A 14,229-nucleotide genomic window follows, 5' to 3' on the forward strand; every position below is an offset into this window, starting at 1 on the left:
TGAATCTCCTCAGGCGGCGTTCTTGAGTTTCGGGTCCAGCGCATCGCGCAGGCCGTCGCCCATCAAGTTGATTGCCAGCACGCTGAGCAAAATGGTCAAACCAGGCAGACTTACCACCCACCAGGCGCGTTCGATGTAGTCGCGAGCCGAAGCCAGCATGGTGCCCCACTCAGGGGTTGGCGGTTGTACGCCAAGGCCGAGGAAGCCCAGTGCTGCGGCATCGAGAATCGCCGAAGAGAAACTCAAGGTGGCCTGAACGATCAGTGGCGCCATGCAGTTAGGCAGCACGGTGACGAACATCAGGCGTGGCAGACCGGCACCGGCCAGGCGCGCGGCGGTCACGTAGTCGCGGTTCAATTCGCCCATCACCGCGGCGCGGGTCAGACGAACATAGGACGGCAACGAAACCACGGCGATGGCAATAATGGTGTTGATCAGGCCAGGGCCGAGGATGGCGACAATCGCCACTGCCAGCAGCAGGGACGGCAGGGCCAGCATGATGTCCATCAGACGCATGATGGTCGGGCCGAGCAAGCGCGGGAAGAACCCGGCGAACAGACCCAAAAGGATGCCCGGAATCAGCGACATCACCACCGACGACAAGCCGATCAGCAGGGACAGGCGCGAACCGTGGATCAGCCGCGACAGCAGGTCGCGACCCAGTTCATCGGTGCCGAGCAGGAACTGGATTTGCCCACCTTCCAGCCAGGACGGCGGGGTCAGCAGGAAGTCGCGGTACTGCTCGCTCGGGTTATGCGGCGCGACCCAAGGGGCGAACAGGGCGCAGAAAATCACCAGCAGCATGAACATCAGGCCGGCGACGGCGCCTTTGTTCTTGGAGAACGCTTGCCAGAATTCTTTGTACGGGGACGGATACAGCAGGCTTTGATCGACTGCTACCGCTGGAATTGAAGTGGTCATGGTCATAATGATCTCAGCGCTGGTGACGAATGCGTGGGTTGGCAAAGCCGTAGAGGATGTCCACCACGAAGTTGACCAGAATCACCAGGCAGGCGATTAACAGGATGCCGTTTTGCACCACGGGATAGTCCCGTGCGCCAATGGCTTCGATCAGCCATTTGCCGATGCCGGGCCAGGAGAAGATGGTTTCGGTCAGGACCGCACCGGCCAGCAATGTGCCGACTTGCAGGCCGACCACGGTCAATACCGGAATCAGCGCGTTACGCAGACCGTGAACGAACACCACGCGCGACGGCGACAGGCCTTTGGCGCGGGCGGTACGGATGTAGTCTTCACGCAGCACTTCGAGCATCGAAGAGCGGGTCATCCGCGCGATCACCGCCAGCGGAATGGTGCCGAGCACAATGGCCGGCAGAATCAGGTGATGCAGCGCATCGAAGAACGCACCGACGTCATCGGCCAGCAGCGTGTCGATAAGCATGAAGCCGGTGCGCGGCTCGATGTCATAGAGCAGGTCGATCCGCCCGGACACCGGGGTCCAGCCCAGGGACACCGAGAAGAACATGATCAGGATCAGGCCCCACCAGAAGATCGGCATCGAGTATCCCGCCAGGGAGATGCCCATCACCCCGTGGTCGAACAGGGATCCTCGCTTGAGTGCCGCGATCACCCCGGCCAGCAGGCCCAGGATGCCAGCGAACAACAGGGCGGCCATGGACAGTTCCAGGGTCGCGGGGAATAGAGAGCTGAACTCGGTCCAGACACTTTCACGGGTACGCAGGGATTCGCCAAGGTCGCCGTGGGCCAACTTGCCGATGTAGTCCAGGTACTGGGCATACAGCGGTTTGTTCAGGCCAAGGCGTTCCATTGCCTGAGCGTGCATTTCGGGGTCGACCCGACGTTCGCCCATCATCACTTCCACGGGGTCGCCAGGAATCATGCGAATCAACGCGAAAGTCAGCAAGGTGATGCCGAAGAATGTGGGGATCAATAACCCCAATCGGCGGGCAATAAAACTAAACATCTTGTGTGGTACCTCATCAGCCGGTTAGGCGTGCCCGGCATTCCTGGGTCAGGAATGCCGGTAGTTTCTTATCTACTTCACCTGAGTGGTGGCGAAGTTGTTAGTCGTCAAAGGGCTCTGGTGGAAACCCTCGACGTTTTTACGCATGGCGGTGAACATTTTCGGATAAGCCATTGGAATCCACGGCTGGTCTTTGTCGAAAACGTCCAGCGCTTGTTCATAAATTGCCGCCCGTGCAGCCGGTTCAGTGCCGCCGCGGGCCTTGTCGATCAATGCTTGAAACTCCTTGTTGCACCAGCGGGCGTAGTTTTCGCCGTTTTGTGCTGCGTCGCAACTCAGGTTTGGCGTCAGGAAGTTATCCGGGTCGCCGTTGTCGCCGGCCCAGCCTGCCGACACCATGTCGTGTTCGCCATTCTTGGCGCGTTTGAGCATTTCGCCCCATTCCATGACGCGGATGTCGAGCTTGAGCCCGATCTGTGCCAGGTCCGATTGCATCATTTGCGCACCGAGCAGCGGATTAGGGTTGGTCGGGCCGCCGCCGTTGCGAGTGAACAGGGTGATCACAGTGCCTTCCGGTACCCCGGCTTCCTTGAGCAGTTCGCGGGCCTTGGCGAGGTCACGCGGCGGATTTTTCAGGTTGTCGTTAAAGCCTAGCAGGGTCGGTGGATAAGGCCCGGTGCCGATCACCGCGTTGCCTTTGCCATACAGGCTGTTGACGTAGGTCTGCTTGTCGAAAGCGATGTTGATCGCTTGACGCACGCGTACGTCGCTCATGTATTTGCGAGTGGTATTCATCGCGGTGTAGCTGGTGGTCATCGCGGCCAGCTCATCGACCTTCAGGTTCGGGTCGGCCTTGATGCTCGGGACGTCATCGGGTTTAGGGTACAGCGCGATCTGGCACTCGTTGGCCTTGAGCTTTTGCAGGCGCACGTTGTTGTCGGTGGTGATCGCGAATATCAGTGTGTCGGCCGGCGGCTTGCCGCGGAAGTACTCAGGGTTGGCCTTGAAGCGTACCTGCGCGTCTTTGTTATAGCGGGTGAAAATAAACGGGCCCGTGCCGATCGGCTTGCTGTTGAGGTCGGCCGTTTTGTCGGCCTTGAGCAGTTGATCGGCATATTCGGCGGAGTAGATCGCCGAAAACGGCATGGCGATGTCGGCCAGGAACGGTGCTTCACGACGCGTGAGGGTGAACACGATGGTGTTGTCGTCGGTTTTTTCGACGCTTTTGAGCAGGTCCTTGAAGCCCATGCTTTCAAAGTACGGGAAGCCCACGCTCGACTTGTTGTGCCACGGGTGTTTCGGGTCCAGCTGACGCTGGAAGCTCCAAAGCACATCGTCGGCGTTCAAGTCGCGGGTCGGCTTGAAGTAATCGGTGGTGTGAAACTTGATGCCTTTACGCAGGTGAAAGGTGTAGCTCAGGCCGTCCTCGCTGATTTCCCAGGACTGCGCCAGTGCAGGAACCACTTCAGTGGTACCGGGCTTGAAATCCACCAGGCGATTGAACACTGTTTCGGCCACTGCATCGGCCGTGACTGCAGTTGTGTACTGAACGATATCGAAACCTTCCGGACTGGCTTCGGAGCAAACCACCAAGGGTTTGGCCGAGGCGCCAACAGCGGCACTCAGCAACGCGGCCGCGATGGCCGCACGTAGGGGAAGCATTTTCATTAAAGAACCCTCTGCAATCGGTTAGAAGGACAAAAGCCGAACGGCTGATTCGTCACTGAATCAGCCGTTCGGCAGGTGCATTACAGAATGTTGAACGGGATGGTGGTCACGAGACGGAACTCGTTGATCTTGCCGTCGAGTTGATTTCGGCTGGAACGGTGCTGGGTGTAGGTCGCGCGAATTGCGGTCGCTTTCAGTGGGCCACTTTGAACGGCGTAGGAAGTTCCAACACCCGTTTCATAGTGGTTCTCGTCGTCCAGGCCTTTCACGTCATAGGCGGTGCCGGTGTAGTGAGTACCGTCAATGCCCCAGCCGCGAGCGCGGTAGACGTTGAACTTCAGGCCAGGTACGCCGTACTCGGCCATGTTGATGCCGTAGGCAACCTGGAAGGACTTCTCGTTCGGGCCGTTGAAGTCGGACAACAGGGAGTTGGCCAGGTAAATGCCGTTGGTTTCGTGCAGGTAGTCGAAGTACTCGTTACCGTTAACTTCCTGGTACGAGAAGGTGAGGCTGTGAGCCTGATGAGTCAGGCCCAGCGACAGGGAGTAGGTGTCGTTGTCGATCTCCCCCATCTTCTTTTTGCCTTCATCGACGGTTTTGTAGTAGTTCAGGCCGGTGGTCAGGCTCAGCACCGAGCTGTCGCCCAGTTCATGAGTTGCGCCGAAGTAGTACTGGTTCCAGAAGTCTTCGACGTTGGCAGCATAAAGGCTGGTTTTCAGGCTTTTCAGCGGCTGGTAGTTCAGGCCGGCAGTGTGGACGTGATCAGTTTCAGCGGTGTTGTCGGTGTACTCGGAACGGAATTTCGACAGGCTCTGCTCGGTACGTGGCGATACGCGGTCGAAAGTGCCGAGGTCGAACGACAGATTGTCGAATTCTTCGCTGTGCAAACTCACACCTTCGAAGCTCGAAGGCAGCGGACGGTTGCCGATCACGTCGACAATCGGCGTGCTGAAATTCTGGCGGCCGGCTGTCAGGGTGGTGTTGGAGATACGGGCCTTGACGTTGGCCAGGCCCAGTTTGCTCCACTGGTCTACGGCGTCGCCGTTGTTTTCGGCCAGGGTACGGTTGCCACCGTTGGCGATGTCTTTGCGGCTGCGGTCCAGAACCAGCGCGTTGTAGGCCGCGACTTCAGTGCTGAAACCTACAGTCCCTTGGGTAAAGCCCGAGGTGTAGTTGAGGATGGTGCCCTGGACCCAGTTGATACGGCGCGAGGTGTTTTGGAATTCGCCGTGCTTCTGGTAGCGGAAGTTGCCACGCTTCAGTTGTTCGTTGGCATACCAGTTACGGGTAGTACCCGACAGGCTCTGACCATCGATGAAGCCTTTGGCGTCCGATTGGGCGCTGGTGCTTGCCAGCTGGGTCGGAACGAAGTCTTGGCTGACGCTCTCGGCATGGGCCCCCGCGGTGATGCTGCTAATGGCCAAAGCCAATAAAGCGGTGCTGCTCAGTTTCATGGGTGAAGCTCCTTTCTTTCTTTTTTTTAATGCCGGTCTTTTTTGGTGATCCGGCTATTTGGTTTAGAACTCATACAAGGCATCGCAAACGTTTGCTGTAGGCCGGATTGACGAATTACGGCAATACGCTTGCGTGAGGGCGGAATCCGCCCCCAGCGTTTCTGGCTAATCGGTTATTTTTCTATGCTGACGCCCGAGAACACGTTACGACCGAAAGGACTCACCTTGAATCCTTCGATTTTGGCGCTCAACGGCTGGTTAACCGTCGAGTGGGCGACTGGCGTAATCGGCACCTGCTGCTTGAGGTACTGTTGCGCCTGTTTGTAGAGCACGGTGCGCTGGTCGCGGTCGGTGACGACCTTGGCCTGCTTGATCAGCTTGTCGTAAGCCGGATCACACCACATGGAGTAGTTATTGCCACCAATGGCGTCGCAGCTGTAAAGCGTGCCGAGCCAGTTGTCCGGGTCCCCGTTGTCACCGGTCCAGCCGATCAGGCTGACGTCGTGTTCGCCGTTCTTGGTGCGCTTGATGTACTCGCCCCATTCATAGCTGACGATCTTCACTTTGAGGCCGATTTTTGCCCAGTCCGCCTGAAGCATTTCGGCCATCAATTTGGCGTTGGGGTTGTAAGGGCGCTGAACGGGCATCGCCCACAAAGTAATTTCAGTGCCTTCCTTCACGCCGGCAGCCTTGAGCAGTTCCTTGGCTTTTTCCGGGTTGTAGGCGGCGTCTTTGATGGTCTCGTCGTAGGACCATTGGGTCGGTGGCATGGCGTTGACCGCCAGTTGACCGGCACCTTGATAGACGGCGTTGAGAATCCCTTGCTTGTTCACCGCCATGTCCAGCGCCTGGCGCACTTCGAGCTGGTCGAAAGGCTTGTGGCGCACGTTATAGGCAATGTAACCGAGGTTGAAGCCGGGCTTCTCGATGAGCTTGAGCGTCGGGTCGTTCTTCAGCGCGGTCACGTCGGCAGGGCGCGGGTGCAGGGTGATCTGGCACTCGTTGGCCTTGAGCTTCTGCACCCGCACCGAGGCGTCGGTGTTGATGGCGAAAATCAGGTTCTCAAGCTTGACCCGGCTCGGGTCCCAGTACTGCTTGTTGCCGCTGTAACGGATGTTGGAATCTTTCTGATAGCTCTTGAACACGAACGGCCCGGTGCCGATCGGCTTCTGGTTGATGTCGCTCGGCTTGCCCTCGGCCAGCAGTTTGTCGGCGTATTCGGCGGACAGGATGGCGGCGAAGCTCATGGCGATGTTCTGGATGAACGCGGCGTCCACGCTGTTGAGCGTCATCACCACGGTCAAAGGCCCGGTCTTCTCGACCTTGGCGATGTTCTTGTTGAGGCTCATCCCGTTGAAATACGGGAACTCGGTCGGATAAGCCTTACGGAAAGGTTGCTGCGGATCGAGCATGCGATTGAACGTGAACAGCACGTCATCGGCGTTGAAATCACGGGTCGGCGTGAAGTATTTGGTGGTGTGAAATTTCACCCCTTCGCGCAGGTGAAAAGTGTACTTGAGGCCGTCTTCGGAAATATCCCAGCGAGTGGCCAGGCCAGGTACGACGTTGGTGGCGCCTTTTTCGAACTCTGCCAGTCGGTTGTACAACGGCTCGGCGGCGTCGTTATCGGTCGCGGTCGTGTACTGCGCAGTGTCGAAGCCAGCCGGGCTGCCTTCGGAGCAGAACACCAGGCTGTTATTGGCGGCCTGGCTGATGGAAGTGGCGGCCAATAGGCCAGTGCCCAGCAATGCGGATAAAACCAAGGTATGGCGCATGACGCTCCCTTTTCTCGTTCTCTAAGTGTTTTTCAATGACCCGCCGCCTCGTCCGGGGACGTGGAGGCATCACTGATCTCAAACCATGACAGGCAGCAATAACCGAAAGCCCACGCACGAACTGGTCAGATCCCGACGGTATGGGCCGTGGGTCTGGCAGTAAATGCGTAGAGTCCTAAAGACTCGTAGGAAATGGCAACGCGTCCGACGCCGCTGCTGTAATACTCAGCGGAATTGGATGTAGGTGGTTTCCTACTTTCTCGGCAGATAAAGCAACGGCGACGTCAAAAACGTCGCCGTTGCAAAACCTTATTTGCTGACGCTGACGCCGTAGAAGGAGTTCAAGCCAAACGGGCTGATCTTGAAGTCCTGCACGTTGTCGCGCATGGGTTGGAACACCGTCGAGTGAGCGATAGGTGTCATTGGAACGGCATCTTTGAGGACGTGTTGCGCCTGTTTGTACAGTTCGGTGCGCTTGGACTGATCGGTCGTACGCTTGGCTTCTTTCACGATGCCGTCAAACTTCTTGTCGCACCACTTGGAGAAGTTGTTGCCTTGCAGCGAGTCGCAGCCGAACAGCACGTTCAGCCAGTTGTCCGGGTCACCGTTGTCGCCGCTCCAGCCAATCAGCATCGCGCCGTTTTCGCCGCCTTTGGAGCGCTTGATGTACTCGCCCCACTCGTAGGTCACGATCTTGGCCTTGATACCGACCTTGGCCCAGTCGGACTGCAGCATTTCAGCCATCAGTTTGGCGTTCGGGTTGTACGGACGCTGCACCGGCATCGCCCACAGGTTGATCTCGGTGCCTTCCTTGACGCCGGCTTCCTTGAGCAGCTCTTTGGCTTTCTCAGGGTTGTACGGCGCATCCTTGATGGTGGTGTCGTAAGACCACTGGGTTGGCGGCATGGCGTTGACGGCCAGTTGACCAGCACCTTGGTAAACGGAGTCGATGATCTGCTGTTTGTTGACGGCCATGTCCAGTGCCTGACGCACTTTCAGTTGAGCCATCGGGTTTGGCTGATCGCTGCCCTTGATCTTGTCCATCACGTTGTAGGCGATGTAACCCAGGTTGAAACCAGCCTGGTTAGGCACCTTCAAAGTCTTGTCTTCTTGCAGCGCCTTCAGGTCGGCCGGACGTGGGAACAGAGTGATCTGGCACTCGTTCTTCTTCAGCTTCTGGATACGTACCGACGGGTCGGTGGTGATGGCGAAGATCAGGTTGTCGATCTTGACGTCGTCAGGCTTCCAGTAGTCCTTGTTCCCGGTGTAGCGGATGTTGGAGTCTTTCTGGTAGCTCTTGAACACGAACGGACCAGTGCCGACCGGCTTCTGGTTGATGTCGGCGGCTTTGCCTTCTTTCAGCAGCTGGGCAGCGTACTCGGCAGACTGGATCGAGGCGAAGCTCATGGCCATGTTCTGGATGAACGCGGCGTCGACTTCTTTCAGGGTGAACTTGACAGTTTTGTCGTCGACTTTATCGATCTTGGTGATGTTGGTGTCCATCCCCATGTCGGTGAAGTACGGGAATTCGGTTGGGTACGCTTTGCGGAACGGGTCGTTCTTGTCAATCATGCGATTGAAGGTGAACAGCACGTCGTCGGCGTTGAACTCACGAGTCGGCTTGAAGTACGGGGTGGTGTGGAACTTGACGCCTTCACGCAGGTGGAAGGTGTAAGTCAGGCCATCATCGGAGATGTCCCATTTGGTCGCCAAACCAGGAATAACGGCGGTGCCGCCGCGCTCGAACTGAGTCAGACGGTTGAACATGGTTTCTGCAGAGGCGTCGAAGTCGGTTCCGGTGGTGTACTGACCAGGATCAAAACCGGCCGGGCTCCCTTCGGAGCAAAACACCAGGTTAGTCGCCGCTTGGGCGAAAGGTGCGCTAGCTAACAAGCCTGCGCCGACTAAAAACGGAATGACCGCGTGTTTAAGCATGGTGGCCTCATGATTTGTTGTCATTTTTGGAATTAGAGGACGACCTCGTGAGTCGTGCCTGCGGATACTTATGCAGGGGCCATACCCAATGCAAGATCCAGAGCGGCTACGGGCCTTAAACAGTGGCACGAACGTACCTTAATGTCGCATTTGTATAAACTCAGGCGCATTTGACCGTTTGCGCAGGTTTTTTTCAGTGCATATGGCGCACCTGCGCGGGGCGATCTGGACGTCTTGCGCACCCGATTGGAGCGCGGTGTTACTTATTTATACCCATCATTGAGGGGTGTGAATGGGGAGGGCGGGCGTGAATGAGATTGAGTTCTAATTTGATGGCTAGGTGTTTGTTGTTTAAAGGGTTGTTGTGTCTGCGGGGACAGATTGTTCCGTTACTGTTTGTCAGTGGACATCTGGGGGTAATGCTTTGGATTTGGGATTTGGTGAGGGGCTGCGTGGGCGTGTTGGTGGTACCGGGGGTGCAACCTTTGCTGCTTGCGGTAGCGCTTTTGGCTTTTTTCCAGGTGTTGAGTGTCTCCCACAGGGTGCAATGTTGTTCACGAATTCGGCGTACGAGACGATTCAACTGTGTGAGCGGGCTTGGTCCGGGCGGCGTTCCGACGATGGCGTCGGTTCACTCTCCACACCTCTAACGGGTCCGATTTGGCTTTGCGCAGGCAATAAAAAACGGCGATCACTTCGGTGATCGCCGTTTTGTGTACGGGTTATCGAATCAAGGCATCAACACTTCAATCGACCCATCCGCCGTCATGCTCACCTGGCTGGTGCCCGCCTCAACTTCCGGCGTAACCGGCGCACCGTCCATGCTCGCCGCTTTCATCATCATCGGCCCACGCATGTACGGTTGTGGATAACCGTTGCTGTTCAAGTTCAGGTTAACGATTTTGTACCCCTTGCCGCCCAACGCATCGGTAGCCAATTGCGCACGGGCTTTAAATGCGGAGACAGCGTCTTTAAGCAGCGCATCTTCACTGGCCTTGCGGGTTGGCGTCGCAATGGCGAAGTCCATGCCGCCCATTTTCAGGTCGGTGAGCAGTTCGCCGGTCAGTTTCGACAGCGCGGCGAAGTCCGGGCTTTCCAGGCGCAGTTCGGCGCGTTCGCGCCAGCCGGTGATTTTCTGGCCCTTGGTGTCGTAGATCGGGTAACTGTTGCGGCTGCCCTGGCGCAGGGTGACTTCCTTGACCTGTTTGGCCTGGGCCAGCGCTTTGTTCATGGTGGTGCTGACGTCGGCGGCGAGTTTGGCCGGGTCGGTGTTTTGTTCTTCGGTGTAGAGGGTCACGATCATCAGGTCGCGGGCCACTTCCTGACTGACTTCGGCGCGCAGGGCGATCTGGTTGTAATGAAGTTCGTCGGCGGCCAGGGCCGGGAGGCTGGCGACGGTGCCAACGCTAAGGGCAAGAAGGGCGGCGCTGCGGCTGAAACTGTGCATGAAAACTCCTTGGACGGTGCGCAGGGGTTAAGGTCCGAGCCTGCGTGAAACCATCAGACTCTAGCTTTTATGATCCGGTTCGCACAGTTACAACTTCTATTCAGATGATCCGGTCCGACCCTGTGGCCGTTTGCCGCACTTTTGCCTGCCAGCCTCCGTGCTTGGTTATACTCCGTGCGATCCGCCTGGAGCGCTCATCAGGAGAGCTCATGCTCGCCCCCGTTCAAATCACTTCCGCTACTCGCCAGAATCTCTGGCGGCTGACGTTCATCCGTACATTGGTGTTGGCCGCTCAGGCCGGTTCCGTGGGCCTGGCCTACTGGCTCGACTTACTGCCGCTGCCTTGGTTTCAACTGGCCGCGACCCTCGGTTGCTCGATGCTGCTGTGCGCGTTCACGGCTATTCGCTTGCGCACCTCATGGCCGGTTACCGAACTCGAATACGCCGTGCAACTGGCCTGCGACCTGTTTATCCACAGTGCCTTGCTGTATTTCTCCGGCGGCTCGACCAACCCCTTCGTCTCTTATTACCTAGTGCCGCTGACCATCGCCGCCGTGACGTTGCCGTGGCGTTATTCGGTGATTCTGTCCGGTATCGCGTTGACGATGTACACCCTGCTGCTGGCGCGCTTCTACCCGCTGCAAACCTTCCCGATCGCTCGGGAAAACCTGCAGGTTTACGGGATGTGGCTGAGTTTCGCCCTGGCCGCGGCGGTTATCACCTTCTTCGCCGCGCGCATGGCCGAAGAGCTGCGCCGTCAGGAAGAACTGCGCGCCATCCGTCGCGAAGAGGGCCTGCGTGATCAGCAACTGCTGGCCGTCGCTACCCAGGCCGCCGGTGCTGCCCATGAACTGGGCACGCCGCTGGCGACCATGAGCGTGTTGCTCAAGGAAATGCGTCAGGACCATCACGACCCGATGTTGCAGGACGACCTGAGCGTGCTGCAGGATCAGGTCAAACTCTGCAAGGAAACCTTGCAGCAACTGGTGCGCGCCGCCGAGGCCAATCGCCGTTTGGCGGTGGAAATGCAGGATGTCACCGACTGGCTCGACGAAGCCCTGAATCGCTGGCACCTGATGCGCCCGGAAGCCAGTTATCGCTTCCAGCGACTGGGCCAAGGCACCGTGCCGCGCATGGCGCCGCCACCAGACCTGACCCAGGCGCTGCTGAATTTGCTCAACAATGCCGCCGACGCTTGCCCCGAAGGGTTGCAAGTGACGCTGGACTGGAATGCCGAGGACTTGACCATCAGCATCCGCGACCACGGCGCCGGTGTGCCGCTGGCCATCGCCGAGCAGATCGGCAAGCCGTTTTTTACCACCAAGGGCAAAGGTTTCGGCCTGGGCCTGTTTTTGAGCAAGGCCAGCGTGACACGCGCCGGCGGCTCAGTGAAACTCTACAGTCATGAGGAAGGCGGCACGCTCACCGAGCTGCGCCTGCCCCGTGTCGCCCGAGGAGACGAACATGAGTGACGAGATCCAAGTCGAAGGCGAAGGCGAAGAACTGCCGCATTTGCTGCTGGTAGACGACGACGCAACTTTTACCCGGGTGATGGCCCGTGCCATGGCCCGTCGCGGTTTTCGCGTCAGCACCGCCGGTTCCGCCGAAGAAGGCCTGACCATCGCTCAGGCCGACCTGCCAGACTACGCCGCACTGGACCTGAAAATGGACGGTGATTCCGGCCTGGTGCTGTTGCCCAAGCTCCTTGAGCTGGACCCGGAAATGCGCGTGGTGATCCTCACCGGTTACTCGAGCATTGCCACCGCCGTCGAGGCGATCAAGCGCGGCGCCTGCAATTACCTGTGCAAACCGGCGGATGCCGATGACGTGCTGGCCGCGCTGCTCTCCGAGCATGCCGACCTCGACACGCTGGTGCCGGAAAACCCGATGTCGGTGGATCGCCTGCAGTGGGAACACATCCAGCGCGTGCTGACCGAACACGAAGGCAACATCTCCGCCACTGCCCGCGCCCTGGGCATGCACCGCCGCACGCTGCAGCGCAAACTGCAGAAGCGTCCCGTTCGTCGCTGAACCTGCGCTGAACGAATGCGGGCCGCTCCTCGCGACAAACCGAACCGATCCTCTATGATCGGTTCGTGTGTGTTCTTTTCTTTATCGAGCCTTATCCATGAATCAGAACGCTGAATATTCCGCGGTCAACGATACTGTGCGCGGGCAGTTTTTTCGCAAAGTCTGGGCGATGACCACGCCTTACTGGCGCAGTGAAGAGAAGGGCAAAGCCTGGACGTTGCTGATCGCCGTGATTGCGCTGTCGCTGTTCAGCGTGGCGATTTCGGTATGGGTCAACAGCTGGTACAAGGACTTCTACAACGCCTTGCAGAAAAAGGACGAAGCGGCTTTCTGGCAGCTGATCCTGTATTTCTGCGGCATCGCGGCGGTTGCGATTCTTGGCGCGGTGTATCGGCTCTACCTGACGCAGATGCTGACGATTCGCTGGCGCGCCTGGCTCACCGAGAAGCACTTCACCCGTTGGCTCGACAACAAGAATTACTACCAGCTGGAGCAGGGCGGTTACACCGATAACCCGGACCAGCGGATTTCCGAAGACCTCAATAAATTCACCACCAACACGTTGGGCCTGGGGCTCGGGTTGATTCGCAACATCGTCAGCCTCGTATCGTTCTCGATCATTCTGTGGGGCGTTTCGGGCAGTATCGAAGTGTTCGGTTTCACGATTCCCGGTTACATGTTCTGGTGTGCGCTGGTTTACGCCGCCGTCGCCAGTTGGCTGACGCATTTGATTGGCCGCCGCCTGATCGGCCTTAACAACAACCAGCAACGCTTCGAAGCCGACCTGCGTTTCTCCATGGTGCGGGTTCGCGAAAATGCCGAAAGCATTGCGTTGTACAACGGCGAGCCGAATGAGAACCGCCGCTTGAGCAGCCGCTTCGGGATGGTTTGGCACAACTATTGGGACATCATGAAAGTGTCCAAGCGCCTGACCTTCTTTACTTCCGGTTATGAGCAGATTGCAGTCATCTTTCCGTTCATGGTCGCCGCGCCGCGTTACTTCACCGGCAAGATCGAACTGGGTGAGCTGATGCAAATCAACTCGGCGTTCGCTAACGTCCAGGATAACTTCAGCTGGTTCATCACTGCGTACCAGGACCTCGCCGAATGGCGCGCTACTTGTGATCGTCTGCTGAGTTTCCGTCAGGCTATGACCGACAACGAAGAGCGTGCGCCGGCCATCGATGTGCAAAACCAGGGCTCGGCGTTGAAGGTGCATAACCTTGGCCTCGATCTGGCTGACGGTCGTCACCTGCTGAGCAACGCCGACATGACCGTGGAGGAAGGCGAGCGCGTCATGCTCAGCGGCCGTTCCGGCAGCGGCAAGTCCACCTTGCTGCGGGCGATGGGGCATTTGTGGCCGGCTGGTCACGGCAGTATTCGTCTGCCTGCGGCGCGTTATTTGTTCCTGCCGCAAAAACCCTATCTGCCGATTGGCACGTTGCGTGAAGCGCTGAGTTATCCACAGTCTGGCGATACGTATCCGCACGAGCGCTACGTTCATGTACTGGAAACCTGCCGTTTGCCGCACCTCGTTGCCCGTCTTGATGAAGCCAATCACTGGCAGCGCCTGTTGTCGCCGGGTGAGCAGCAACGTCTGGCGTTTGCCCGTGCGCTGCTGTATGCACCGCAATGGCTGTACATGGACGAAGCGACCTCGGCGATGGACGAGGAGGACGAAGCGTCGCTGTATCAGGCCTTGATCGATGAGATACCGGGATTGAGCATTGTCAGCGTCGGGCATCGCAGCAGCCTGAAGCGCTTTCATCCACGGCATGTTCGTATCGAGAATGGGCACCTGGTGGATCAGACCGTGACCGCATAAACCCCACAACCCCTCCTGTGGGAGCGAGCCTGCTCGCGAAAGCGGTCTGACATTCAGGCTTGGGGTGTCTGACACTCCGCTTTCGCGAGCAGGCTCGCTCCCACAAGGGGAATGGTGTTCACCCCGACGGTGATCGTACAACCGCGTTG

General features: G+C 58.2%; 10 protein-coding genes. 3 read left to right on the forward strand and 7 right to left on the reverse strand.

Annotated elements, in window-relative coordinates; all coding sequences use genetic code 11:
- Positions 1-9 precede the first annotated feature (9 nt).
- From ACA056_RS03845 to ACA056_RS03875, 7 genes are all read right to left on the reverse strand, one after another.
- Positions 10-921, reverse strand: a complete 912-nt coding sequence (locus ACA056_RS03845) for an ABC transporter permease subunit (RefSeq protein WP_150658847.1) — start codon at positions 919-921, stop codon at positions 10-12.
- 13 nt (positions 922-934) lie between these two features.
- Positions 935-1,945 (reverse strand): ABC transporter permease subunit, encoded by a 1,011-nt coding sequence (locus tag ACA056_RS03850; protein ID WP_007900379.1) that lies wholly within the window; start codon positions 1,943-1,945, stop codon positions 935-937.
- Positions 1,946-2,017: 72 nt separating this feature from the next.
- Positions 2,018-3,613, reverse strand: a complete 1,596-nt coding sequence (locus ACA056_RS03855) for an ABC transporter substrate-binding protein (protein ID WP_497270616.1) — start codon at positions 3,611-3,613, stop codon at positions 2,018-2,020.
- Between the two features lie 80 nt (positions 3,614-3,693).
- Positions 3,694-5,067 carry an OprD family porin gene (locus tag ACA056_RS03860; RefSeq protein WP_497270618.1) on the reverse strand — a complete coding sequence of 458 codons (1,374 nt, stop codon included), beginning with the start codon at positions 5,065-5,067 and terminating at the stop codon, positions 3,694-3,696.
- 173 nt (positions 5,068-5,240) lie between these two features.
- Positions 5,241-6,842, reverse strand: coding sequence for an ABC transporter substrate-binding protein (locus ACA056_RS03865; RefSeq protein WP_497270620.1), 1,602 nt, complete (start codon positions 6,840-6,842; stop codon positions 5,241-5,243).
- Between the two features lie 309 nt (positions 6,843-7,151).
- The gene (locus tag ACA056_RS03870) at positions 7,152-8,777 is read right to left on the reverse strand and encodes an ABC transporter substrate-binding protein (protein ID WP_497270622.1); all 1,626 of its coding nucleotides are present in this window, start codon (positions 8,775-8,777) and stop codon (positions 7,152-7,154) included.
- A gap of 730 nt (positions 8,778-9,507) precedes the next feature.
- A complete protein-coding gene (locus tag ACA056_RS03875; protein ID WP_497270624.1) occupies positions 9,508-10,224 on the reverse strand; it encodes an SIMPL domain-containing protein in 717 nt (238 codons plus the stop codon).
- 209 nt (positions 10,225-10,433) lie between these two features.
- Here ACA056_RS03875 and ACA056_RS03880 point away from each other — a divergent pair, with 209 nt between their 5' ends.
- From ACA056_RS03880 to ACA056_RS03890, 3 genes are all read left to right on the forward strand, one after another.
- Positions 10,434-11,696 (forward strand): ATP-binding protein, encoded by a 1,263-nt coding sequence (locus ACA056_RS03880; RefSeq protein ID WP_095129467.1) that lies wholly within the window; start codon positions 10,434-10,436, stop codon positions 11,694-11,696.
- Positions 11,689-12,255 carry a response regulator transcription factor gene (locus ACA056_RS03885; protein WP_008148925.1) on the forward strand — a complete coding sequence of 189 codons (567 nt, stop codon included), beginning with the start codon at positions 11,689-11,691 and terminating at the stop codon, positions 12,253-12,255. The genes ACA056_RS03880 and ACA056_RS03885 overlap by 8 nt, the downstream gene beginning before the upstream one ends.
- Before the next feature lie 97 nt (positions 12,256-12,352).
- Complete coding sequence (locus ACA056_RS03890) at positions 12,353-14,080, forward strand: ABC transporter ATP-binding protein/permease (protein ID WP_497270627.1); 1,728 nt, start codon at positions 12,353-12,355, stop codon at positions 14,078-14,080.
- Positions 14,081-14,229: the final 149 nt, after the last annotated feature.

It is taken from the genome of Pseudomonas sp. LBUM1666, from assembly GCF_059695775.1.

Excerpts from the sequence above, each read along its gene's own strand:
- ACA056_RS03845 (WP_150658847.1), bottom strand. The coding sequence starts at position 921 with ATGACCACTTCAATTCCAGCGGTAGCAGTCGATCAAAGCCTGCTGTAT.
- ACA056_RS03850 (WP_007900379.1), bottom strand. The coding sequence starts at position 1,945 with ATGTTTAGTTTTATTGCCCGCCGATTGGGGTTATTGATCCCCACATTC.
- ACA056_RS03855 (WP_497270616.1), bottom strand. The coding sequence starts at position 3,613 with ATGAAAATGCTTCCCCTACGTGCGGCCATCGCGGCCGCGTTGCTGAGT.
- ACA056_RS03860 (WP_497270618.1), bottom strand. The coding sequence starts at position 5,067 with ATGAAACTGAGCAGCACCGCTTTATTGGCTTTGGCCATTAGCAGCATC.
- ACA056_RS03865 (WP_497270620.1), bottom strand. The coding sequence starts at position 6,842 with ATGCGCCATACCTTGGTTTTATCCGCATTGCTGGGCACTGGCCTATTG.
- ACA056_RS03870 (WP_497270622.1), bottom strand. The coding sequence starts at position 8,777 with ATGCTTAAACACGCGGTCATTCCGTTTTTAGTCGGCGCAGGCTTGTTA.
- ACA056_RS03875 (WP_497270624.1), bottom strand. The coding sequence starts at position 10,224 with ATGCACAGTTTCAGCCGCAGCGCCGCCCTTCTTGCCCTTAGCGTTGGC.
- ACA056_RS03880 (WP_095129467.1), top strand. The coding sequence starts at position 10,434 with ATGCTCGCCCCCGTTCAAATCACTTCCGCTACTCGCCAGAATCTCTGG.
- ACA056_RS03885 (WP_008148925.1), top strand. The coding sequence starts at position 11,689 with ATGAGTGACGAGATCCAAGTCGAAGGCGAAGGCGAAGAACTGCCGCAT.
- ACA056_RS03890 (WP_497270627.1), top strand. The coding sequence starts at position 12,353 with ATGAATCAGAACGCTGAATATTCCGCGGTCAACGATACTGTGCGCGGG.